Here is a 22,697-nt window from a genome sequence, read left to right as displayed (position 1 = left end):
AATGACTTCAATAACAACCGCTCAAAAGACTTTTATCTCTGAGGATTTTCTTCTTCGTTCCGAAGCGGCGCGTATCCTTTATCATGATTATGCTAAGGAAATGCCGATTATCGACTACCACTGTCATTTGCCGCCCGATCAGATTGCGGAAGACAAGCAGTTTGAAAACCTGACGCAAGCCTGGCTTTACGGCGATCACTATAAGTGGCGGGCAATGCGTGCGAACGGGATCAATGAGCGGTTCTGTACAGGTAATGCGAGCGATTGGGAGAAGTTTGAACAGTGGGCGGCGACGGTACCTTACACAATGCGAAATCCTTTGTACCACTGGACGCATTTGGAGTTGCTGCGCTATTTTGACATCGATATTATCCTCAATAAAGATTCAGCAAGAGAGATTTACGATGAATGTTCGGCGAAGCTTAAACAACCCGATTTTTCGGTGAGGAGCCTGCTGAACAAGATGAATGTAAAAGTGATCTGCACGACGGACGATCCGATTGATTCGCTCGAATACCATCGTGCAATTGAACAGGCTGGCTTTAATATCAAGGTATTACCTACATTCCGGCCGGATAAGTCCATGCTTTTGGTCGATTCGCCGGAGGATTTTAATGCCTACCTTTCGAAATTGGCGGCTGCTTCCGGAAGAGCCAATATCAACTCTTACCAGGAGCTGCTGGATGCTTTGCGGAACCGCCATGATTTTTTCGCCTCAATGGGCGGGAAGCTGTCAGATCATGGTTTGGAGCACATTTATGCGACTTTTGATGAGGAAGCGGCGAAGCAGGCTTTTGAAATTACTAAAAATGGTCAGGTCGCGAGTGAGGAGCAGCGAACTGCATTTAAATCAATGCTTTTATTTGACCTTGCCAAAATTGACCATGAGAAATCCTGGACCCAGCAATTTCATTTAGGCGCATTAAGAAACAATAACGAGCGAATGCTGCGCGAGCTCGGACCGGATACAGGCTGGGATTCAATAGGCGATTATAGCCAGGCGCAGGCACTTTCCAAGTTTTTGAATAAGCTTGATTCAACGGATCAGCTGGCCAAAACGATCCTTTATAACCTTAATCCCGGAGATAATGAAGTACTGGCCACGATGACCGGCAATTATAATGACGGTACGATCGCAGGCAAAATGCAGTTTGGCTCAGGCTGGTGGTTTTTGGATCAAAAGGATGGTATGGAACGCCAGATGAATGCACTTTCCAATATGGGCTTACTAAGCCGGTTTGTAGGAATGCTCACTGATTCACGCAGTTTTCTATCTTACCCGAGACACGAATATTTCAGGAGGATATTGTGTAATCTGATCGGAACCGACGTCGAAAATGGGGAGTTACCAAATGATATGCCCTGGCTTGGCAAAATGGTGCAGGATATTTCGTACAACAACGCGAGCAAATACTTTGGTTTTTAACAAACTGAATTTCTAAGAATATAAATAAATAGCCCAAAACGCATTGTTATGGGCTATTTTGATGTTTAATGCTATTTTTGACTAATTGTTAATCTTTCAAAAGCCTTTGTTTTAATTCATTACAGCAAGGGTACCATTCCAAATATGGCTCAAATCGTCTCTTTCGGTGAAGTCCTGATGCGACTCTCCACTCCTGGTTTCTCCCGTTTTGAACAGGCTCGACAGTTCAATGTGACTTACGCCGGTGGCGAGGCCAATGTGTCGACCGCTTTGGCGTATTGGGGACACCATACTGCGCATGTTACGCGTTTTCCCGATTCGCCAATAGGCCGTGCGGCTGCGCAATATCTGCAATTTCACGGTGTCGATATTTCGCATATCATTTACGGCGGGCCTAGAATGGCCGTTTATTATCTTGAAACGGGTGCTGCGTTGCGTGGCAGCCAGATCGTTTACGACCGAGCTAATTCGTCTCTTGCCGAAATTGACCCAAAGGAAATCGATTGGGATAGTATATTAAAAGATGCTAAATGGTTTCACTGGGCGGGTATTACGCCAGCTTTGTCGCAGGGTGCGGCCGATGCTTTGCTGGACGGTATTAAAGTCGCCAGAAAGTATGGGCTGACCGTTTCAGGTGATATTTTCTATCGGGCTAATTTGTGGAAATATGGTAAAAAACCTTCGGAAGTGTTGCCGGAACTGACAGCCGGAACTGATATTGTGATTGCTAACAGTGAAAATATAAAGGAGATTTTCGGGATAGGAGGAAACGATTTCCGCGAATCCTGCGTCAATTTACAGAAGGAATATCCGCAGGTAAGTGCAGTCGTAGACACAAAACGGACTTCGATAAGTGCCTCACATAACCTGTTAAGGGCTTATTTGTGGAATGGAAGTGAGCTGCTGCAAACGGAAGATATTGAAATCAACCCGATCATCGACAGGGTAGGCGGCGGCGACGCATTCATCGCGGGACTGATCCACGGCCTGATCACATTCGACGACCAGCAAAAAGCGCTGGAATTCGGAGTTGCGGCTTCTGCATTAAAGCACACGATCGAAGGCGACGCGCTGATCTCGACCATTGCAGAAGTAGAGGCGATTCGTCAGGGGGAGACTTCGGGAAGAATTAAAAGATAAAATTAAAAGCTGCAATTCATTGACAGCATGTAGATATGGATAAAGAAACAACGTTGGTACTATTGAACGAAGTGGGCATTGTGCCGCTGTTCTACCATGCAGATATAGAAGTTGCGAAAGAGATTATCAATGCGAGCTACCGAGGCGGCGCCAGGGCGATCGAGTTTACTAACCGCGGCGATAATGCATTTACGGTATTTTCGGAATTGCTGGCTTATACCAAAGAATCCCTTCCCGGGCTTTCGCTGGGTATCGGTACTATTTACGATGCCGAAACCGCGCAAAAATTTATCGATGCAGGGACCGACTTTATCGTGACACCATTTCTTAACCCGGCAGTGGGTGAGGCTTGTTTGAAAGCAAATATCCCCTGGATTCCTGGTGTAGCGACTTTGACAGAGATCTATAATGCACAGCAGGCTGGCGCTGAGGTTGTAAAACTTTTCCCCGGCGATGTAGTAGGATCTGCATTTGTAAAAGCGATCCGCGGCCCGATGCCGAAAGTGAAGATCATGGTAACAGGAGGTGTACAGCCCACGCGGGAAAGTATCAGCGAATGGTTTGGAGCAGGCGCTTATGCGGTCGGTTTGGGTTCAAACTTGTTCCCGAAAGATATCGTCGCCGAAGGTAATTATTCCTGGATCGAGCAGAAAGTTGCTGAGAGTATTGCTTTGGTGAAAGAGTTCAGAAGTAATAGCTAGCGACTTTAATATTCAAGAATATCACTCAGGCGGACAGAGAAGTTATTTAAAACTGATCCGCCTGAAATCGTTTCTTCAAATTTTATACTTGTAACAGGCGCGCCCGCTTCATAGATGTAGGTAATCTGTTTATCAGTACAAATAAGCCAGCCCAACCGGACTCCATTTGTAATCCACTTCTCCATCTTGTTTTGTAAATCTGCCAGGCTGTCCGTCTCTGATTTCAACTCAATGATAAAATCCGGCGCTAAATGAGGAAAAGACTTTTTCTCTGAAATACTCATCGCATTCCATCGATCCAGCCGTATCCATGCTACATCGGGGACACGCATGGAGGAATCGGGCAGGAAATATCCGCCATTCGATTCCAAAACCTTACCTGCTTTGTATTTTCTGTTACAAATTCCCAGTTCGGTAATCAGCTCGCTGTTATTGGAGCTACTGATTGCAAAAGTTGGTGTCATATTGATGAAGAGTTGCCCATGCTCATCTCTTTCAACCGACAATTCAGGATTTGCGAGGCTGAATGCCAGTAGCTCTTCATCACTAAAAGAATCGTGAACCGGAAGATTTAATGGAAGAATCATAATGCGTCATTTTCTCAAATATAAGCATACCAACCGTGTAAAGAAAACTCCGGTTTTCTATCAATTCTTAGGAACAATCGTCAAAACCTCCACCTTATCAACCATATTTTCCTTTACTGCATCCGCGAAGCCGGGGAGCAGGGTTAAGTCTGTGTCCCACAATTCAATATCACTTAATACTTGCTGGGCGAGGTCGATGGGCGATGCGGAATTTTTCCATTTTTCGTCAAAATAAGGAGCGGAATCGCAGCGGATTGAATAGGGTTGTCCATTCAGTTCTCCATAATAAGCATCGTCTTTGTGCACAACAGGCTTCATGAAGTTCAGGAAAGCAGCAAACCCTCTTGCAAAAAGCAAAGGAGCCTCATCGGTATTTTTGTAGTGCTGCAATAACGTCGGGATATTGCGCATTTTCATTTTGGCTGTGTATTGTACCGTAATATCAATTAATTGGTGCCTGATAAATGGATTTCTGAAACGATCAAGTACCTGGTTTCCAAACTCCTGTGCGCGTTGTGGATCTACGGAAAAAGGTATCGATGGAGCCAGCTCGTTGAGCATCAGGTCGGTGACGAATTGCGCGATCTCCGGCGTATCCATACTCTCCTTCACCGTTTCTAAACCATGCAAAAAGCAGAGTCCGGACGACAAGGTGTGCGTACCATTGAGCAGCCTCAATTTCAGTTCTCTGTAAAGGTCGATATCCGGTTCAATGACTACGCCACTATCTGCTTCGGCAAAGCTCAAAACCGAACGAATATGAGCGTCACCTTCGATCGCCCAGAGCGCGTACACTTCTGAAATAATCAATAGATCGTCGCGGAAACCCAACTTCTCAGAGATTAACGCCACACTTTCCGCGTCCGGCTTACCGGGCACAATTCTGTCTACCAGTGAGTTGCAAAAGAAATTATCATTTTCGAGCCAGTTGATGAATGCATCCCCAAGCTGGTGCCGCGACGCTTGTTCGAGTACGATAGAACGCAATTTGGTACCATTCCCGACGATCAGCTCAGTGGGTACGATCACCATTCCTGACTCTTTTGAACCACCAAATGCCTTGAAACGCTCGTATAAATAGGCGGTCAGTTTACCTGGAAAGGAAGTAGGAGGCGAGGCGAAAATATCGTCGTCAGCAAGTTGAATGCCTACTTCGGTGGTGTTTGAAATGGCGATCTTCAATTCGGGGTTATGCGCGCATTTAAGTATCACAGCCCAATCTTCGCTGGCTGCAAGCGTGCGGCTGATCGCGCAGTTGATCACCGTTTCATCAACCTGCTTTCCGTTAACAATACCTCGAATACTGTGGGAATACAGACTTTGTTGCTGGTTAAAAGCGTCAGTACCGCCACTGCTGGTCGATTTCACAACTACGATTCTCCCATTAAAAATCCCCTGCTGATTGGCCTTATTAACAAAATAATCGGGCAGGCCGCGCAACAATACACCAGTTCCGAACTGGATAATTTTTTCAGGTAAGGCTAGCAGATTCCTGTGATTTGATAAAATTTCAGGATGCTGGTCCAGCAGTTCGGGGGAAAGTTGCGGTAAAGACATTTTGATCAGGATAGTTTCATAAGATTGGACGCAATTTTTATGCCAATACCCCTATAATGAAAAAGAGGCGCACAAGGCGCCTCTTCAACTATTTTTATATCTTAGCTCAGGCTCCAACCGTCACATAACCGCTTTCTTCTTTTTCCCTTTTTTCATCCGGAAAAACAAAGTGCATGGGGTCCGCGACCTGTTCCGGCAGTAAAGCATAAGCCAGCACCTGATCGACTGTATCCACGTAATGGAATGACAGATCCTTGATGTAATTGGCTGGTACTTCTTCCACGTCTTTGCGGTTTTTTACACACAAAACAATCTCCTTCACACCGGCCCGTCTCGCTGCGAGTATCTTTTCCTTGACACCGCCAACAGGAAGTACTTTGCCTCTTAGGGTAATTTCTCCCGTCATTGCGATGAAAGGCTTAACCCTGCGCTGCGTGAAAATAGAGGCCATTGAAGTGACCATCGTTACACCGGCCGAAGGTCCGTCTTTTGGAACAGCACCGGCGGGAACGTGTACATGGAGGTCATAATGGTTGAAAATGCGGTAGTCGATACCGATCCTGTCGGCATTTGCTTTCAGGTACGACAATGCAGCTACGGCCGATTCTTTCATCACATCACCAAGCTGGCCGGAAAGGGTCAGATTTCCTTTGCCACGGCTCAGACTGGTTTCTATAAAAAGGATCTCACCGCCGACAGAAGTCCACGCAAGACCGGTTACAACACCAGCAAAATCATTATCCTGGTAAAGATCTTTATCAAAAATCTCGGCGCCCAGATATTTTTCAACCTGATCACCTTTAAGCGTTTTGGGATAATCCTGCTCCATGGCCACCGCCTTGGCAATCTTCCTTACCACCGTCCCAACTTTCTGTTCCAGGTTCCTCACGCCCGATTCTCTGGTATAACCTTCGGCAATCCGTAGCAGGGCCGAATCGTCGATTTTGATATCGGTTGCTTTAAGTCCGTGGTCTTTTCTTTGCTTTGGAACCAGGTACCGTTTCGCGATCTGTAATTTCTCTTCGATCGTATAACCTGTCATTTCAATGATTTCCATCCGGTCGCGCAGGGCGGGGTGAATGGTATCCAGTGCATTCGCAGTAGCTACGAACAATACTTTGGAAAGATCGTATTCAACTTCCAGGTAATTGTCTGTAAATGATGAATTTTGCTCAGGATCAAGAACTTCCAGCAATGCAGAAGAAGGATCTCCGCGATAATCGGAGCTCACTTTATCAATTTCATCCAATATAAAAACCGGATTCGCGGATCCTGCTTTTTTGATATTCTGAATGATCTTACCCGGCATGGCGCCGATATATGTTTTCCGGTGACCGCGAATCTCTGCTTCGTCATGAACACCGCCGAGCGCCATTCTGATATATTCCCGGTTCAATGCTTTCGCGATAGACTTACCGAGTGAAGTTTTACCGACCCCAGGAGGTCCGTAAAGGCAAAGGATCGGCGCTTTGAGGTTTCCTTTCAGTTTTAAAACCGCGAGGTATTCGATGATCCGCTCTTTTACTTTTTCAAGTCCAAAATGATCAGAGTCAAGTACTTTTTGTGCTCTTACCAGGTCAAAATTGTCTTTGGTATATTGGCCCCACGGCAAATCCACGAGTGTTTCCAGGTAATTCATCGTTACCGGGTATTCGGGCGCCATTGGGTTAATGCGCTGTAACTTCGTAAGTTCTTTCTCAAAATGCGCACGCACCTGATCAGACCATTTTTTCTGACTGGCCTTCAACCGGATTTCGTCCAGATCCCGCTCCGGGCTGTCCATCCCCAGTTCATCGTGAAGCACTTTGATTTGTTGGCGCAGGAAATAATCACGTTGCTGCTGATCAATATCCGAGCTGGCTTTGGTCTGGATCTCCCTTTTCAATTCCAGCATTTCAATCTCCCGCATCATATATTGCAGCAGAAGTGTAGCCTGTTTGTGACCGTTCCGTTCTTCCAGCAGCTTTTGTTTATCTGCAACTTCCACATTAATATTGGAAGACAAAAAGTGGATCAGGAAGATCGGGCTTTCGATATTATCCAGTGCAATGCGCGCTTCCTGCGGTATTTCAGGATTCAAACGCATGATCTTGTGCGCACCGTCACGCAGCGATTGCAGCAAAGCTTTCGACTCTTTCTTGGTAGGACCCACAAATGAATCGTCGATTGCACGCACTTCGGCAGTCAGATAAGGTTCTTCGTGAATGATCGATTTGATCTCGAAACGCTGCCGTCCCTGCACGATGATCGTTACGTTCCCGTCCGGAAGCGTGATCATTTTCAGGATCTGCGCTACTGTGCCGACATTGTATAAATCTTCGGCCGTAGGGTCTTCCTTGTGCGGAATCGCCTGGGTAACTGCACCCAGTATCCGCTGATTGATGTCAGAATTACGATATATTTTCTTGACCAGACGAATTGCTTTCTGACGCACCACAGTTACCGGAATAACCATTCCCGGAAATAACACGGTCTGTCTGATCGGTAATATGGCAAGTTCATTAGGGAGTTCAAAAGGCTCATCGGATCCATCGGGTCCGCCGAGGGGGACAATTTCTAGGCTGTCCATGTCGGATTCAGACATAAGTAGCCGACTATATAAGTCAGAAGGTTCAAATTTCATAGGCATTCTGCCAAATTGACAGATAACGTTTTCCCAATATATAAATAACGACTTTCAAAAGAAAGGTATAATAAAACAAAATAGCCATGCCAATAAGCTCGTGTCAGGCTATGTAAAGCGGCACATCAGAGCATGTGTACCGACTGTCCCTTTTTAAAAAGGAAGGTTTTTTTGTCTGAGGTAAATTTGAGATTGGTCATATTTACCTGGTCATCGAAAACCTCCATCAACGCCTCGTTCCGGAGTTTATATCCTTCCAGTTTTCCCTGAAAAGGTATTTCCAGATAGATCCAGGTTGCATCTTCTTCCTGCTCTTTGCCCACATAACGTATCTCCGCAGGTCTTTTTTGTGCATCACTCAGCACGAATGCTTTGCGAATGTATTTTTCAACGAACGGATCGTTCTTATCGTCATTTCTGACAATGAATCGCTGTCCGTTATTGCTTTGTGCTAATGCTCTCTCAAGATCGTCCGTAAAGATCCGGATACTCACTTCAAACGATCTGGCAGAAGGATTGTACTGCATGTGCGTCACCGAAACATGGTATTCGTGTTTCGGCGTGAGTGATAATAAAAGGAGGAAGGAGGAAAGGAGGGAAGGGAGGAAGAAGAATGGAAATATAAATCCCTTCCTCCTTCCTCCCCTAAAAAACAGCTTTCCAAACATCGTTGAAGATTGCAAATGCCATTAAGCCAAGTAGCAGGACCATCCCAACTTTCTGTGCATTTTCAAGGAAAGCGTCCGAAGGCTTGCGGCCTGAAACAATTTCGTAAGTAAGTATTACCGCGTGTCCGCCGTCAAGTGCCGGGATCGGTAATGCATTCATGAATGCAAGTACCATCGATAAAAGTCCTGTCAGGTACCAGAAGCGGCTCCAATCCCACACACCGCCAAACATCCTGGCAATACCAATCGGGCCGCTCAGTGCCTTTGAAGCAGAAACTTCGCCGCGGAAGATCTTACCAAAACCTTTAATATTATCAAATACGATAGCGAAAGCATCGTTTGTCCCCACTTTTATAGCCTGGCCCAGCGTGTATTCAACCGCAGTGTAATTCAATAATGTAGTGCGATAAAAACCAATGGTACCGTCCTCAGAAACATCCAGTTTAAGCGGCTTTTGTTCCGCTCCTCTTTGCACGATCACCTCAGTTTGTTTGCCTTTCAGCTTACCCAGCTCATCCTGCATCTGGTGAAAGAACTGAATCGGTTTTCCATTCAGGGATATTACCTGATCGCCGGTTTGCAGACCAGCTGTTTCAGCAGGAGAATCAGCCTTAATTTCGCCTATTTTAAACGGTTCCTGAGCGCGGATAAAGTTTCCTTTTTCCTGAGGGTCAGACAGTTTTTCAATAAAATTATTAGGTATTTCAATCAAAACCTCTTTGCCGCCACGGTTTACAGTGTAGGAGCTGTTACTTCCTAAGAACACTTCCGAACTCACAACCTCATTAAAATTAATAAGGGGTTTTCCATTCACCTTTACGATTTTATCGCCTGTCCGCAGACCGATTTCCTGTGCCAGATCGCCTGCTACAATACCGTATTTGTTGACTTCATTAATAGAAAGAAACTGGTCGCCTTCGCGGTATGCTATGAGGATGAAAATGAAAATACCTACGACCACATTGACGATAATACCTCCCAACATAACGATTAAACGCTGCCAGGCAGGTTTTGAACGGAATTCCCAGGGCTGAGGCTCCTTGTTCATCGACTCGGTGTCCATCGATTCGTCGATCATACCTGAAATCTTCACAAACCCTCCGAGCGGGATCGCGCCAATACCATATTCTGTCTCTCCGCGCTGAATGCTGAATATTTTGGGAGGAAATCCGATGAAATATTTTTCAACCCTCATCCCGAACATCTTGGCAGCTGCCATATGCCCCCATTCGTGTAACCCTACCAAAATTGACAAGCCCAAAATGAGCTGTCCTGCCATTATTAATACTTCCATTCAGGTGATTAATCGTTATTAGTAATTCGAATAGACAAATTGAAAAGCTGCTGCTTTTCCCAGCATTAGAAACGTAAATGTAATCAGTAAAGTTACGTAAATACTTCGATTAGGATAAAAATGCCCGCTTAGTCCAAATCAGCGGTATTTTTCTCCGGCAGGTCGATTTCAATACCCATCATGCGCATCAGTTCCGAGGCGTTGAAGCTTTTGCAAATTCCCTCATGAAGGCGGTAATCGAAATGCAGGCGCCCCTCTTCCACATCCGAACGGAAATGGAAATTGTGAACATAGTTTTCTGTTTCTCCCCATTGCCCGAGTTCCAGATCGTGCGTGGATACCAGCCCCGAAGCGTTTTTGTTATGCAGCTGTCGGATCAATGCCTCGGCTCCCCTGTGCCGGTCGGCCGAGTTAGTACCTTTTAATATTTCATCTAAAAGATAAAAAACGGGTGCGGAAGCAGTTTCAGAAGCCAGTTCCAGTAACAGTTTCAGCCTTTTTAACTCAGCATAAAACGAAGAAGTGCTTTCTTCAAGTGAATCCTGCGTTCGCATACTGCTGAAAACGCGGACCGGCGCGCAGGTAAAGTTGGCGGCACTTACCACCGAACCCATTTGTGCAAGTACCAGGTTAAGCCCGATAGTACGCAGGAAAGTGCTTTTCCCAGACATATTAGAGCCGGTTACCAACATGGTCGAGCCCGTTCCATCCAGTGAAAAATCGTTACTTACGCGTTTTTCAGCCGGGATCAGCGGGTGGCCCATTGTTGTTGTTTTAATAAATACCTTTTGCTGGTCTAAAACGGCAGGTACCACATATTCCGGGTTAGCGAATGCGTGTCCTGCAAGGCTGTTCATTGCTTCGGTGTCTGCCAGCACGTCGAGCCAATGCCACAATTTCGATTGATTGATTTCCTTCCAGCTTTCGAGTCCCGCCAGGCAGTGGATATCCCAAAGCGTCGATATACCCACAAAAATCGCGAAAAACGGATTGTTCCGATAGTCCAGCATTTCAAATAGACCTCCCGCCTTATGCAGCGATTTTGAAGAACCTGCAATCAATGCTTTTCGCTGTGCCCACCAGCTGGCGGCATACGGTGCCGACTCCGCATTGTCCAGCAGCTCGGCGTAGGCAACCAAAGTTCGCCCCAGCGTAGTAGTTCTGCTTGTGATCTGCTGAATCGTTCCCTGGAAACTTCTCAATATCACCCCGTGAACAGCCAGGCAAATAAAAATAGCCCAGACGGGGACAATGTTGGCGATGATTAATGCCAGTACCGCGAGTGTAACTATCGGAAACCAGCGCCATTTCAGCAGGTTGGTTAACTTCGCATCCAAGGTTTCATTGGTCCACGCGCGGAAGGAGGTAATTTGCGAAGCGGCGTGTTCGTGCAGTAATGCAGTCGCTTCCCACGTCTGGATTAATTGTGGATATGCCTTGAAATCCGCCGCGGCTTGCTGTCTTTCAAGAACTTCCGCCGGAGTGGCGTGGTTTTTCAGCCAGTTGGCAAGTCGCCTGCTTCCTTCCGAAGTGCGCGTTCGGTTGAGCAATTTGTAAAGGGAATAATCTCCGAAAATGTCAAGATCAGACACGTACGCGTGTTCCTTTTCCACAAAATGCAAGCCGGTATCCGTCCGTTTGAACCGGAGTTGCAGACGTGCGATCTCATCTTCGTTAATGTCCTGGATATTCTTTAGAAAGTTGCGTCTACGCTTTACTTGCTGATGTTTTCGCATTAATACTAAAAAGGCCACCAGCAAGATCGCGATACCGACTCCCCAGGCCGCCTGGCCGCTATTGTTCCAGAGCCAGACCAGAAGCAGGATCACCAAAAACGTCGCCAGACGCGCAACGGAAAGTATATTCGACGTTTCCTGAGCAGACTTTTCAGCGACTTGCGCATCTGCCAGCTCTTTTTCAAAGAAAATTTGGGAGGAAGTTTTCAAAATGGCGGGTTACATTAATTGCTTTCGGCAGTTTCAAACTGCAATTTGATGAGGTTGGCGTAAAGACCGTTGTTGAGGAGTGACAGTTGCTGGTGACTGCCCGACTCGGCGATCTGGCCTTCGCGGATTACGTATATCATATCCACTTTCCGGATCGTCGCCAGTCTGTGCGCGATCACGATCGTGGTGCGCCCCTTCATCAGTTCGTCCAAAGCGATCTGCACCAGTTTTTCAGATTCTGCATCCAGCGAGCTGGTGGCTTCATCCAGGATCAGTATTTTGGGATCTTTTAGAATAGCCCGCGCGATGGCAATGCGCTGCCGCTGGCCGCCCGACAGTTTAATACCTCTTTCTCCCACAACAGTCTCGAACTTTTCTGGAAAAGATTCAATGAAATCCAGCGCGTGCGCCCTTCTTGCTGCGTCGTAAATCTGTTCGCGGGAAGCAGTCGGTTTTCCGTAGGCAATATTTTCGTAGATCGTGCCGCCGAAAAGCATTACCTCCTGCGGAACGATCGCCATATTTTTCCGCAACTCAGAGATACCATATTCAGAAACGGGTTTTCCATCAACCAGAATGTCGCCCGACCGGTGATCGTAAAACCGCATTAGTAGTTGAATAATAGTGGATTTGCCCGCGCCACTGTACCCAACCAGCGCGATTTTCTCACCCGCCTTGATTTCAAAAGATATACCTCTCAATACCGGAAGATCGGGACGGGAAGGGTAGGAAAAATGTACATTATCGTAAACAATATGGCCGTCAATAACGCCGGGCGCTGCGGATCTGGCTTCTTCGACGGATATTTCAGGTTCTTCTTCCAGGATCTCGAATATCCTTTCTGACGCTCCGATCGTCTTGTTCACCTGTGCGTACAAGTCGCCCATGCCGCCGATCGACGCGCCGATGAATGTGGTGTATAATATAAATGTGAAAAGATCGGACAAGCCGAATTCACCGGATTGTACCAAACCTGCTCCATACCATACTACACCCACAATTCCTCCAAACAATGCAAAAATGATAAAGGAAGCGAAGCCACCGCGAAACGTGGCTGCATGCAGCGAAAGATCGACGACCCGGCTTAGAATCGTATGATAGCGGCCCACTTCAAGAGGTTCATTCGTAAAAGCCTTCACTACTTGGATAGACTGCAGCGTTTCTTCGACAACTACATTTGCCGCTGCAAGTTCATCCTGTGCCTTCCTGGCCAGCCGCCGCATATGTCGCCCGAAAAACACCGAAGCAACAACCAGCACCGGAAACGTGGCGAGCATGAATAATGTGAGTTTCCACGAAGTATAAAAAAGAATGAACATACCCACGATCAACGTGGCAAGCTGGCGGAATATCTCGGCGAGGGTAAAAGAAAGTAACCCCTGCAATTGAGATACGTCGGCCGTAATCCGACTTGTCAGCTCGCCTACGCGGCGTTGTTCGAGAAATGTAATGGGCAATGTGATAATCTTGCTGAAAACGTCGAGGCGAATATTCGTCATCGCCATTTCACTCACCTTGGTAAAGAGGTATATCCTGAAATAGGAAAAGGCAGCCTGACCAATTAATACTACAAAAAGAAACAGCGTAATCTGGTTGATCGTGTATTTCGATTTCCCTTCGATCACCTCGATCATACTGCCTACCAGCTTGGGAAATGCAAGTGACGTGGCAGTGGAAAGTGCAAGAAATACAAGCCCGATAAAGAACGTGACGCGATAGGGACGGAGGTATTTAAAGAGACTTAATGTGGTTTTCAGACCTTTCCAGCTAATTTTTCTTATAGCAAAAGGAGATCTAGCAGGATCGGTATTATCAGTTTTGGCCATTTGGATCGAAATAGTGCATAACAGTCGCGACCGGACTGCCTGATACGCGCGCGGTGTCAGGCTGCAAAAATAGCTAAAAAATCAGGGATGTGGCGCCTGTTAATACACCTGCGGTAGCCCTTAATGAATAGCGAGATCGTTATCCGGCTGATGGAAAATCTTGCCCCGCAAACTGCTATACCAGTTTCTGATCAGGTGGTAACCCGGTATCTCAATATACCGCGTGATAAGCGTAGCTGCGCAAATGCAGAGTGTGATGGTAAAAGAAATAGCCAGGTAAATGTTGACGCCAAAATCGGCAGTCAGCTTGGTGATGATCTGAAGTCCAACGTACTGGTGGATCAGATACAGACAATAGGAGATATTCCCAAGCATCAACAATGGCTTGACAGCTAGAAATTTGAGTTTACCAAATATAAAAAGGACGAAAACGGCGTGGAACAGTGTGATCGCCACACAATGTTCGATGAATGAAATGTGGTACTGGGAAGTGCCGCCTTTATCATGAAGGTAAAATGACGCCAGCATGGTCGGGACGAGTAATATGCTGTTTCTGAGTATATGGCGCCCGCATTTGATCTGATAAAAAAGTATCCCGGAAAGAAAGAGCGGGAAATGGTTGAGCAGCTGGACTTTTTTTACCAAAAACTGGTAAAGCTCGGGGTACAGCGGTCGCATGGCATGGAACACGACGATCAGCAAAATGCAAACGGCGCCGATCTGTTCTATGAAATTAATGCGATTTGAAACGAATATCGCCAGAATCCACAAATAGAATATCAACTCCACCAGCAATGTCCAGTAAGACCCGTCGAGATCTTCCATGCCGAAATAGGCTGACGCCATGGTTGCATTGGCCAGGATACGCGACGGATTAACTGCATGCGGTTCCATCAGCACAGCTACAAATGCGGTAATCAACATACAATACCAGTATGCCGGGTAAAGTCTGGCGAAACGTTTCACCACAAAGTCCTGCCAGTTCTTTATATTTCCAATCGACTGAAAAATCACAAAACCGCTGATCATAAAGAATATATCCACCGCAGTGACGCCGTAGCGGAATTCCCAACCCAGCAGCTTGCCACTGTTGTTGATGGTAAAATGAAAGATTACAATGCTGATTGCGGCGAGGCCCCTGAGGGCATCAAGCTCTTTGTGCCGCACGGGAGCAGCGTGAGATTCATTAATAGGATAGGTGTACATAGCTTTTGCCCCAAAAAAAGGCGGTTTAACGTCAAGAATATCTTGTATTATTATTTATAATCTTAAACGTTAAGTCAGAGATTATTATATAGTTATAAAGAATTGAAAAATTATTCAATTGCTCTAAGCAACCCTGAAAAGGAAATGGTCGTAATGGGAAGAAAAAGCAAATAGCATGCCCGGGTATGACTCCGCCGTTCTTCATGAACTACTCGCAGGCTGTTTAAAGAGAAACCGCCGTAGCCAGGAGCTGTTGTACAAACAGTTCTACGGCTATGCCATAAGTATTTGTTTACGCTATACACGGAGCCGGGAAGAGGCCAAGGAGATACTTAACGACGCGTTTTTGAAGGTTTTCACGAAGCTGGAAAGTTTTGATACAGAGCGATCATTTAAGACGTGGTTGAGCCGGATCGTAATTAATACAGCCCTCGACCATTACCGTCAGGAGATTCGTCGCGATGTATTTGAAAGTGTGGAAATTGCGGAGAATGTGTCCGTAGATGAAACAGTTATAAGCAAACTTTCTCACGAAGAATTGCTGAGTCTGATCCAGAAATTGACACCCTCTTACCGGCTGGTTTTTAGTTTATCGGTTATTGACGGCTATACACACGAAGAAATTGCAGACCAGCTGAATATTTCAGTTGGGGCGTCAAAATCGAATTTGTCGCGTGCAAGAGAAAAATTGAGAGAAATGTTATCCAAAATCAATATTGACGATTATGATAGAGTTGCCAGATGACGAACTGGACAAGCTCTTCAGAAAGTCATCGGAAGAGCTTGATCCCCAATATGATCCGGAAGATTGGAACAGTCTGAAAAAGCGGCTGGACCAGCACGACGGCAAAGGCGCAGCGTGGTTTAAAAAATGGTGGCCGCTGGGATTGTTATTATTGCTGATTCCAATTGGGTATGCGACGTATTTGTGGAAAAGTGACAACACTTTAGAAAATGGGGAAGCGAAAGTTGGGGAGCTAAGTCCAAAGCCGGAACAATTGAGATCGGAAAGAGGAGTGGCTGGTACCGTCAGCGACAATACAAAGAAAACGAGTTCGACAGGTAAACAGAAAGCTAACGATCAGGCACAAACGGAGGTTGAAGTTCAGTTGCCGGCGACAGAAAAACGAGAAATCGCTCTTAACCCGGAGGCTGAAAAACCAGCGAACAAAAAATTATTAAAAGCAAACAAAAGGGATTTTAGTAAACGTTTTCCAGAATCAGGATACAAAACTGCTGGCGTAGAAAGCAGACCATTATTGCCCCGGAGCCGATCTAAGGCAGGCGGAGTGTACTTAGAGCCTAACCGCTCAAAGACGGAAGGAGGCGACGGGGCTCTTATTTTATCTGAAAGTGGGTCGAATACCGGTCGGAATACGACGGATGAACTGGCGAACTCGGGGCAGAATGCTACTACCAGTGTTAATCCGGAACCAGATAGGTTAGCTATACCGGCGGCAATGCTTGCGAACCGGCCATTAAGTTGGAAAAACAAAGGAGTAGAACCGCAAATTGATTTCGTACAACCTGATAATATACCGGAACCTGAGGCTAAAAAAGAGGAAGTGCCGCTAGCCAAATGGGCAGTGCGATTTGGATATTCGCCTGATCTGAGTACGGTAGGAATGAAGAATTTTACCAAACCCGGAACCGCAGTTTCATTGCTTGCCGAACTGTCTGTATTGCCGCGCTTGTTCGTCCAAACCGGCGCAGTGTGGAGCCGGAAAGATTACTTCGCCGAGGCTGGAAGTTATATTTTACCTGAAAGATGGGGGTACAAGCCTAAACCGGAAAGCGTTGACGGTATTTGTAAAGTGCTGGAAATTCCGCTTAATCTTAGATATGATATTGTTTCAGGTCAGAGATCGAGGTTTTTCATAGGGTCAGGCATTTCGTCCTACTATATGCTCAATGAAAAGTATAAGTACAATTACAAATATCCCGACGACCCGAACATTAAGTACCCGGGCTGGGAGGGAACATCAGGCTGGTTTCTGTTGAGCCACCTTAATGCTTCGGCCGGGTACGAATACCGGATTTCAGACAAACTCTCGCTTCTGGGCGAACCATACGCGCGCATTCCTTTGAAAAGAGTGGGTTATGGCAAAGTGAACCTGGTCACCATGGGTTTCTGGCTGTCGCTGCGCTACACGCCTGCGTTCAGATAAGTATTGCATTACCGATACCGAATAATTATAACCGCTAATTTTTAACAACTCACCATGGAGACTACGAACCAAGAAAAAATGAAAAGAGGCGAGTTCCTGAAAAGCCTGGGACTAAGTACGTCCACTTTAATGGCATTCTACTGCCTGGGCACCACGATGACGGCCTGCGGTTCCAGCGACAACGAGCCCGAGCCGGTAGACCCGAATGAAAATGCAAGCGGGATTTCAGGAACGGTGACAGGTAACTCCATCAATTTCACAGTGGACCTGAGCAAAGTCGCCACTTTGAAAACGGCCGGCGGTTTTGAAATTATCGGAGATACCATCGTAGCATTGACCAGCGGAGGAAGCCACGTGGCTTTGGCAAGAAGATGTACCCACGAGGGGACGAACGTACGGTACCGCATTGCGCAGAATGACTTTCAATGTCCCAATCACCTTTCTGAGTTTTCAACCACCGGCGCAGTCGAACAAGGACCGGCGACAGCTGCATTGAAAGTTTACAAAACCGCTTTGTCTGCTGACGGAAATACGCTGACAGTAACCGCATAATCAACCGATTTTTATGAAATGGCTCCGCTTTGCAGTGCTAATGGTTTGTACAACAAACCTTTATGCGCAGGATGATTTATTGAATGAACTTTCGCAGCAAGACAGTTCCGGGCGCATTCCGGTGACTGCTACCTTCAAATCGACGCGTGTCGTAAACGGACATTCGGTGGAAACGATGAAGAAAAAACACCTGGATTTTAGGATTTCTCACCGTTTCGGCAGACTGAACTCAGGCGCTTACCAGTTTTTCGGCCTCGACCAGGCTACGATGCGAATGGGGTTTGAATATGGTGTTACCGATGATCTGATGGTAGGAGTGGGGCGAAGTACTTCCCAGAAGGTCTATGATTTTTTCGGAAAATATAAGTTGCTGAAACAGAGTAGCGGCGCGGGGTCAGTTCCGGTTTCCGTCACGCTTTTTGGCGGAACGGGCGTCGCGACGGTCAATAAGGAGCTGGAATTTCAGGATAAGCTTTATTATTCTGCCCAGGTGCTGATTGCCCGCAAATTTGGCGAGCGCCTTTCGCTGCAACTGTCGCCGACTTACCTTTTCAGAAACAGACCTGAAATGCGGGGAGATGAAAAATTGCTCCTTGCCGTCGGAATAGGCGGCCGGTACAAGCTCTCGAAACGCGTTTCGCTGAATGGAGAATACTTTTATACCGCCAGAGAAAAGAATACGCCGACAGCTCCGTATTATGATTCCATGTCTTTCGGTGTTGATATTGAAACCGGCGGGCACGTTTTTCAGCTGCATTTCACCAATTCTTTGGGTATGATCGAAAAGCAATTTATCGGAGAAACTGCCGGAACCTGGGGCAAAGGGGATATTCACTACGGTTTTAATATTTCCCGGACTTTCAGTTTTGATAAAAAGAATAAAAGGCCGAAATCAACAGAACAATAACAGACTATGAAACCACATTTTGTTCGCCTGGTGCTCGTCACCATGCTCGCTACCACTTTGTCTTTTGTGCAGCTTTTGGCCCAGGGAAACAAGTTTTCGACGACTTCCGGCATTACCCGTTTTTCATCGGAAACTCCTTTGGAAAATATCAATGCGGAGAACAAAAAGTCGCAGGTGATATTGAATAGTGCGAATGGAGAAATTGCTATCCGTATGAATATGAGGGAGTTTGTATTCCCAAACAAATTAATGCAGGAGCATTTCAATGAAAATTACATCGAGTCGGACAAATATCCCACGGCTACATTCAGCGGGAAAATAGATAACGCGCCGGATTTCTCCAAAGACGGACAATACGACGTTTCAGCGAAAGGGAAATTTACAGTCCACGGCGTAACCAAAGAGCGTACATTAAAAGGAAAACTAAAAGTAGAGGGTGAGAAAATTACACTCAGCTCCAATTTTGAAGTCCCGCTGACGGACCACAATATCGAGGTTCCGCAGGTGGTTTTTGTTAAAATTGCGCAGGTTATCCAGGTGAAGGCGGATTATGTGCTGACTATTAGAAAGTAACTATCTGCGCCGCCTGCGACGGGAGGATTTCTTCTTCTTCGCAGGCGCCTTTTTAACGACCGGCTTCCTCACGGGCGGAGCTGCTACTACCTCTTCTTCCACTTCTGTATCTGCGCTGATATCGTCCTCGGTATCAGCCGCATTGGTATTGCCTGTCGTCTTTTTTACATAAGGAAGCTGCGTGCTGAGTATCTGCTCGATATTGGAAGTGTTATCGATCGCTTTCAGCCTGAAACTGTAAGTATATGTTTTCGCGGGGAGCAGGTAAGCGTCGTGTACCCTGGGCGACCAGCTATCGTCCCCGCCGAGTCCCATTTGTGCGAGGTCAATATTAACTACCGTTGCGCCGCGCACGAGCGTTGCCGCGCGTTTTTTTGCAGCGAGCAGATCTTTGTCCGTATAGTCGTGTACGTTAAAGTTAAAAGCCGAATCGCTGGCGGCTAAAATGCCAGTTCCCTCCGCATTGGTAACCGAAGCCCAGCGAACGTCGGTTTTATTTCCATTCTCCTGCGGAGTAATGTAAGGAAAATGCTGATCAGCGACAGTACCGGCATAAATTCCGATTTTTCCGCTCGTTTTCCGGTCGGCGTAAGTCTCGTGCGGGCCGTTTCCGTACCATTGTGTTTTGGTAAAAGTTGCCGGCATTTGGAATTGCATGCCCACCTTCGCCAGCGGAGGCCACTCGCCGGACGGGGTAAATGAGTTCTGCACATGAATATCGCCCGAAGAATAAACAATGTACACCGACTGCACAGCCATTTCACCTTTTAGGCTCTTCAAGGTTTGTGATAGGGTAACCCGGTAAGCCTGGGCGGTCAGTCGCTGCGTTTTAATGTCGGAAGAAGTAATTTCGAGCGTGTCCATTCCTGCCGCCCGCCAGCGTGACGCGTAACTTTCTGCTCCTCCGCCTTCGTCATTATCAGTCGGGACGCGCCAGAAATTTGGGTGCGCCCCTATGTCCATCATTTCTTCTTTTTTGTTTTTAAAAGAAATAATCCTCCCTGCCGATTTATCAAAAGTTACTGAAAAATCGTCGCCACTAATCTGCACGCGACCGGCACTCAGCTGGACAACCCGGAGTGGCTTCGTATTGTACAAGCTCAAATTCGGCAAAGCCTGCGCCGGACGAGCAATCGGAACCTGGTGCCACGCGATTTCATGCCCTTTCGGCGCCCAGGCCGTAGCGTCTTTCAGCCGGATACTCAGGTTTAAAAAGTATTCTGCATTCGGTTTCTGGCCTGAAGGAAGTTCGTAGGGAATATTCAGTTGCTGTTTTTGGCCGGCTGAAATATTGAGATTGGTAATCGTGCCGCCTTTCCCGATCGTCTTTCCATTTTCCTGCAAAGTCCAAACCAGGTCAAAACCGTTCAGAGACTGGAAATCAAATTTGTTTGAGATAGCAATCTGATTTTGTCCGGGGCGCAGCGTATCCGGCATTTCAAATTTTACATATTGATATACCTTTTTGACTTCGTTCAGCTCCGGCTGCGGGGTTCTGTCGGGGTTCACGAGCCCGTCGCCTGCATTGGCGCCGTCGATGTAGTTGAAATAATCCCAGTAAGTGGTACCGTCAGGCCTTTTTAATTGTAATCCCTGATCTACCCAGTCCCAGATGAAACCGCCCTGCATGGTGGGCGATTTCTCGATCACATTCCAGTATTCCTGCAAATTTCCAATGCTATTGCCCATTCCGTGCGCGTATTCACAGACGATCAGCGGGCGCGTTTTATCTTTTTTTACCAACTCGATCATATCCTGCGTAGAAGGATACATGACCGAAATAATGTCAAAATTGCTCAGTGTGGTCGGTTTGTAATCTTCACGTCCTTCATAGTGAATAGGGCGCGAAGGATCGGCGAGACGGATAAAATCTGCCATCGCCGTAAAGTTCTGCCCCATTCCTGATTCATTTCCCAGCGACCATATAATGACGGAAGGATGGTTTTTGTCGCGCTCCACCATCGCATTTCCACGCGCGATAAATGCGGCTTTCCACTGCGGGTTGTCAGCTAAAATCACATTCTGCCGCCATAGTTCGTGACTTTCAATATTCGCTTCGTCCATCACGTACAGCCCATATTGATCGCACAGCTCGTACCATTCGGAAGTATTGGGATAATGCGATGTGCGGACCGCATTGATATTGTGCTGCTTCATGAGCGTAATATCCTTGATCATCGATTCGCGGCTGATCACCCGGCCAGTTTCCGGATCGAATTCGTGCCGGTTAACGCCTTTGATCGTGATCGCTTTTCCATTTACCAGCAACTGCCCTCCCTTAATTTTCACATCCCGGAACCCGACTTTCTGACTTGCAGTTTCCAGCACTTTTCCATCCGAATTCATCAGCTGGACGGTCAGCGTGTACAAATATGGCGTTTCTGCATTCCATTTGACGGGCGCGGTGATCGGAATATCTACCCGCACAGCACCTTCTTTTCCTGTTTCCAATGCACCCACCATCTGGCTTACCGGGGTAGTTACCACCGTTTTATTGGCATCATACAGTGTGAATAAAACCTGATGCGCGTGAATGGTCTGCGGGCTGTAATTTTTTACATACGCATTTAATTTAAGCGTCGCATGCTCATGATTTTGGTCTAAAATGGTTCGAACCGAATAATCAGTGAGCATTACCTTTGGCAAAATGAGCAGGTTAACATCGCGGAAAATGCCCGACAATCGCCAATAATCCTGGTCTTCAAGGTAACTTCCATCTGACCAGTTGATTACCTCAACCGCGAGGTGATTCAATCCTGGCTTAATATCATCAGTCACATCAAACTCAAAAGGCGTCATGCCATCTTCGTGGTAGCCGATCGCGACGCCATTTAACCACACATAACAGGCAGATTGAACGCCGCCGAAATGCAGGAACAGCTGTTTGTCCTTGTTTTCCGGTGTGATATTAAAGGTAGTTCTGTACATGCCCACTGCATTTGTATCCGCAGTAATGCGCGGTGGCGTGGCTTTGAACGGATGTTTAATATTGGAGAAGATCGGCCGGTCGTATTTGCGTCCCTCCCGCGCCCCGAATACCTGCCAGTTGGAAGGTACCGGGATCGTTTCCCAGGCTGCGTCGGAGATATTAGGATTGTAAAAATCGAGCTGCGCTTTGGAAGGGTGCGACGCCCATTTGAATTTCCAGTTACCGTTGAGCGACTGCATCAGCGCTGCTTTCCGGTCGCCCGCCAGCGCCGTTTTTTCATTGGGATAAGGTATGAAATCTGCGTGCGGCCGCTCTGTATTGATACTGATCACCTGCGGATCCTGCCACTCGGGAATATCTTGTGAATGAGCAGTTAATGCTGTAAAAATGAGTGAAATGTAAAGCGGTATATTTATGAAACGGGTATTAATGAGCATATTTTGTGCCTGTTAAGAAATAGGTGGTTCGCCGGTTAAATGTGTGCGTCTGGGCAAACTAGTTTTTTTGATAAAATTATAGATTATCAAAAAGAAACAGATGTTAAACCCGGGAATGATCAAGTTTTATTTGAATAATGTTTTTATTTGCCACCGT

Annotated in this window: 17 protein-coding genes; 8 read left to right on the top strand and 9 right to left on the bottom strand. The window is 46.7% G+C overall.

The window, feature by feature from the left end; all coding sequences use genetic code 11:
- Position 1 precedes the first annotated feature (1 nt).
- The 3 genes from uxaC to LZG94_RS20285 all read left to right on the top strand — a co-directional run bounded on the left by uxaC (position 2) and on the right by LZG94_RS20285 (position 3,267).
- Positions 2 to 1,426 carry a glucuronate isomerase gene (gene uxaC, locus LZG94_RS20295; protein ID WP_233793619.1) on the top strand — a complete coding sequence of 475 codons (1,425 nt, stop codon included), beginning with the start codon at positions 2 to 4 and terminating at the stop codon, positions 1,424 to 1,426.
- A 144-nt stretch (positions 1,427 to 1,570) separates the two neighbouring features.
- Positions 1,571 to 2,566 carry a sugar kinase gene (locus LZG94_RS20290; protein WP_233793618.1) on the top strand — a complete coding sequence of 332 codons (996 nt, stop codon included), beginning with the start codon at positions 1,571 to 1,573 and terminating at the stop codon, positions 2,564 to 2,566.
- A gap of 35 nt (positions 2,567 to 2,601) precedes the next feature.
- Positions 2,602 to 3,267: a bifunctional 4-hydroxy-2-oxoglutarate aldolase/2-dehydro-3-deoxy-phosphogluconate aldolase gene (locus tag LZG94_RS20285; protein WP_233793617.1), complete on the top strand. Its 666-nt coding sequence runs from the start codon at positions 2,602 to 2,604 to the stop codon at positions 3,265 to 3,267.
- 5 nt (positions 3,268 to 3,272) lie between these two features.
- On the opposite strand, the gene LZG94_RS20280 is transcribed toward LZG94_RS20285, so the two are convergent.
- The 8 genes from LZG94_RS20280 to LZG94_RS20245 form a co-directional block, all read right to left on the bottom strand.
- Positions 3,273 to 3,854, bottom strand: coding sequence for a Uma2 family endonuclease (locus LZG94_RS20280; RefSeq protein ID WP_233793616.1), 582 nt, complete (start codon positions 3,852 to 3,854; stop codon positions 3,273 to 3,275).
- Between the two features lie 60 nt (positions 3,855 to 3,914).
- The gene (locus LZG94_RS20275; RefSeq protein ID WP_233793615.1) at positions 3,915 to 5,411 is read right to left on the bottom strand and encodes a tagaturonate reductase; all 1,497 of its coding nucleotides are present in this window, start codon (positions 5,409 to 5,411) and stop codon (positions 3,915 to 3,917) included.
- A gap of 106 nt (positions 5,412 to 5,517) precedes the next feature.
- A complete protein-coding gene (lon, locus tag LZG94_RS20270) occupies positions 5,518 to 7,995 on the bottom strand; it encodes an endopeptidase La (RefSeq protein WP_233793614.1) in 2,478 nt (825 codons plus the stop codon).
- Between the two features lie 164 nt (positions 7,996 to 8,159).
- Positions 8,160 to 8,702: a DUF6702 family protein gene (locus LZG94_RS20265; RefSeq protein ID WP_233793613.1), complete on the bottom strand. Its 543-nt coding sequence runs from the start codon at positions 8,700 to 8,702 to the stop codon at positions 8,160 to 8,162.
- Entirely contained in the window at positions 8,680 to 9,996 is a 1,317-nt protein-coding gene (gene rseP / locus LZG94_RS20260; RefSeq protein WP_233793612.1) for an RIP metalloprotease RseP, read from the bottom strand. Before rseP ends, LZG94_RS20265 begins: the two co-directional genes overlap by 23 nt.
- Positions 9,997 to 10,124: 128 nt before the next feature.
- Positions 10,125 to 11,942, bottom strand: a complete 1,818-nt coding sequence (locus LZG94_RS20255) for a MutS-related protein (RefSeq protein WP_233793611.1) — start codon at positions 11,940 to 11,942, stop codon at positions 10,125 to 10,127.
- A gap of 14 nt (positions 11,943 to 11,956) precedes the next feature.
- The gene (locus LZG94_RS20250) at positions 11,957 to 13,768 is read right to left on the bottom strand and encodes an ABC transporter ATP-binding protein (RefSeq protein ID WP_233793610.1); all 1,812 of its coding nucleotides are present in this window, start codon (positions 13,766 to 13,768) and stop codon (positions 11,957 to 11,959) included.
- Between the two features lie 120 nt (positions 13,769 to 13,888).
- A complete protein-coding gene (locus LZG94_RS20245) occupies positions 13,889 to 14,974 on the bottom strand; it encodes an acyltransferase (RefSeq protein WP_233793609.1) in 1,086 nt (361 codons plus the stop codon).
- A 175-nt stretch (positions 14,975 to 15,149) separates the two neighbouring features.
- On the opposite strand from LZG94_RS20245, the gene LZG94_RS20240 reads away from it, so the two are divergent.
- The 5 genes from LZG94_RS20240 to LZG94_RS20220 are packed head-to-tail and all read left to right on the top strand — an operon-like array spanning position 15,150 to position 19,174.
- Positions 15,150 to 15,719, top strand: coding sequence for an RNA polymerase sigma factor (locus tag LZG94_RS20240; protein WP_215234926.1), 570 nt, complete (start codon positions 15,150 to 15,152; stop codon positions 15,717 to 15,719).
- The gene (locus LZG94_RS20235; RefSeq protein ID WP_233793608.1) at positions 15,700 to 17,142 is read left to right on the top strand and encodes a hypothetical protein; all 1,443 of its coding nucleotides are present in this window, start codon (positions 15,700 to 15,702) and stop codon (positions 17,140 to 17,142) included. Before LZG94_RS20240 ends, LZG94_RS20235 begins: the two co-directional genes overlap by 20 nt.
- A 54-nt stretch (positions 17,143 to 17,196) precedes the next feature.
- Positions 17,197 to 17,694, top strand: coding sequence for a ubiquinol-cytochrome c reductase iron-sulfur subunit (locus tag LZG94_RS20230; RefSeq protein ID WP_233793607.1), 498 nt, complete (start codon positions 17,197 to 17,199; stop codon positions 17,692 to 17,694).
- A gap of 13 nt (positions 17,695 to 17,707) precedes the next feature.
- Positions 17,708 to 18,601, top strand: coding sequence for a DUF5777 family beta-barrel protein (locus tag LZG94_RS20225; protein ID WP_233793606.1), 894 nt, complete (start codon positions 17,708 to 17,710; stop codon positions 18,599 to 18,601).
- A gap of 6 nt (positions 18,602 to 18,607) precedes the next feature.
- Positions 18,608 to 19,174, top strand: a complete 567-nt coding sequence (locus LZG94_RS20220) for a YceI family protein (protein WP_233793605.1) — start codon at positions 18,608 to 18,610, stop codon at positions 19,172 to 19,174.
- On the opposite strand, the gene LZG94_RS20215 is transcribed toward LZG94_RS20220, so the two are convergent.
- Positions 19,175 to 22,540: a glycoside hydrolase family 2 TIM barrel-domain containing protein gene (locus tag LZG94_RS20215; RefSeq protein WP_233793604.1), complete on the bottom strand. Its 3,366-nt coding sequence runs from the start codon at positions 22,538 to 22,540 to the stop codon at positions 19,175 to 19,177.
- Between the last annotated feature and the right edge of the window lie 157 nt (positions 22,541 to 22,697).

Origin of the sequence: Dyadobacter sp. CY343 (assembly GCF_021390335.1) — a bacterium.
In the GTDB taxonomy this organism is placed as follows: Bacteria; Bacteroidota; Bacteroidia; order Cytophagales; family Spirosomataceae; genus Dyadobacter.
Note: the sequence above shows the minus strand (reverse complement) of the source record. Positions and strands in the feature narration are given on the sequence as shown.

What these genes read in the sequence shown, in the direction of transcription:
- LZG94_RS20215 (WP_233793604.1), bottom strand. Translation starts at nt 22,540, where the DNA reads ATGCTCATTAATACCCGTTTCATAAATATACCGCTTTACATTTCACTC.
- LZG94_RS20230 (WP_233793607.1), top strand. Translation starts at nt 17,197, where the DNA reads ATGGAGACTACGAACCAAGAAAAAATGAAAAGAGGCGAGTTCCTGAAA.
- LZG94_RS20265 (WP_233793613.1), bottom strand. Translation starts at nt 8,702, where the DNA reads ATGTTTGGAAAGCTGTTTTTTAGGGGAGGAAGGAGGAAGGGATTTATA.
- lon (WP_233793614.1), bottom strand. Translation starts at nt 7,995, where the DNA reads ATGTCTGAATCCGACATGGACAGCCTAGAAATTGTCCCCCTCGGCGGA.
- LZG94_RS20290 (WP_233793618.1), top strand. Translation starts at nt 1,571, where the DNA reads ATGGCTCAAATCGTCTCTTTCGGTGAAGTCCTGATGCGACTCTCCACT.
- LZG94_RS20240 (WP_215234926.1), top strand. Translation starts at nt 15,150, where the DNA reads ATGCCCGGGTATGACTCCGCCGTTCTTCATGAACTACTCGCAGGCTGT.
- LZG94_RS20275 (WP_233793615.1), bottom strand. Translation starts at nt 5,411, where the DNA reads ATGTCTTTACCGCAACTTTCCCCCGAACTGCTGGACCAGCATCCTGAA.
- rseP (WP_233793612.1), bottom strand. Translation starts at nt 9,996, where the DNA reads ATGGAAGTATTAATAATGGCAGGACAGCTCATTTTGGGCTTGTCAATT.
- LZG94_RS20220 (WP_233793605.1), top strand. Translation starts at nt 18,608, where the DNA reads ATGAAACCACATTTTGTTCGCCTGGTGCTCGTCACCATGCTCGCTACC.
- LZG94_RS20245 (WP_233793609.1), bottom strand. Translation starts at nt 14,974, where the DNA reads ATGTACACCTATCCTATTAATGAATCTCACGCTGCTCCCGTGCGGCAC.
- LZG94_RS20285 (WP_233793617.1), top strand. Translation starts at nt 2,602, where the DNA reads ATGGATAAAGAAACAACGTTGGTACTATTGAACGAAGTGGGCATTGTG.
- LZG94_RS20235 (WP_233793608.1), top strand. Translation starts at nt 15,700, where the DNA reads ATGATAGAGTTGCCAGATGACGAACTGGACAAGCTCTTCAGAAAGTCA.
- LZG94_RS20225 (WP_233793606.1), top strand. Translation starts at nt 17,708, where the DNA reads ATGAAATGGCTCCGCTTTGCAGTGCTAATGGTTTGTACAACAAACCTT.
- uxaC (WP_233793619.1), top strand. Translation starts at nt 2, where the DNA reads ATGACTTCAATAACAACCGCTCAAAAGACTTTTATCTCTGAGGATTTT.
- LZG94_RS20280 (WP_233793616.1), bottom strand. Translation starts at nt 3,854, where the DNA reads ATGATTCTTCCATTAAATCTTCCGGTTCACGATTCTTTTAGTGATGAA.
- LZG94_RS20250 (WP_233793610.1), bottom strand. Translation starts at nt 13,768, where the DNA reads ATGGCCAAAACTGATAATACCGATCCTGCTAGATCTCCTTTTGCTATA.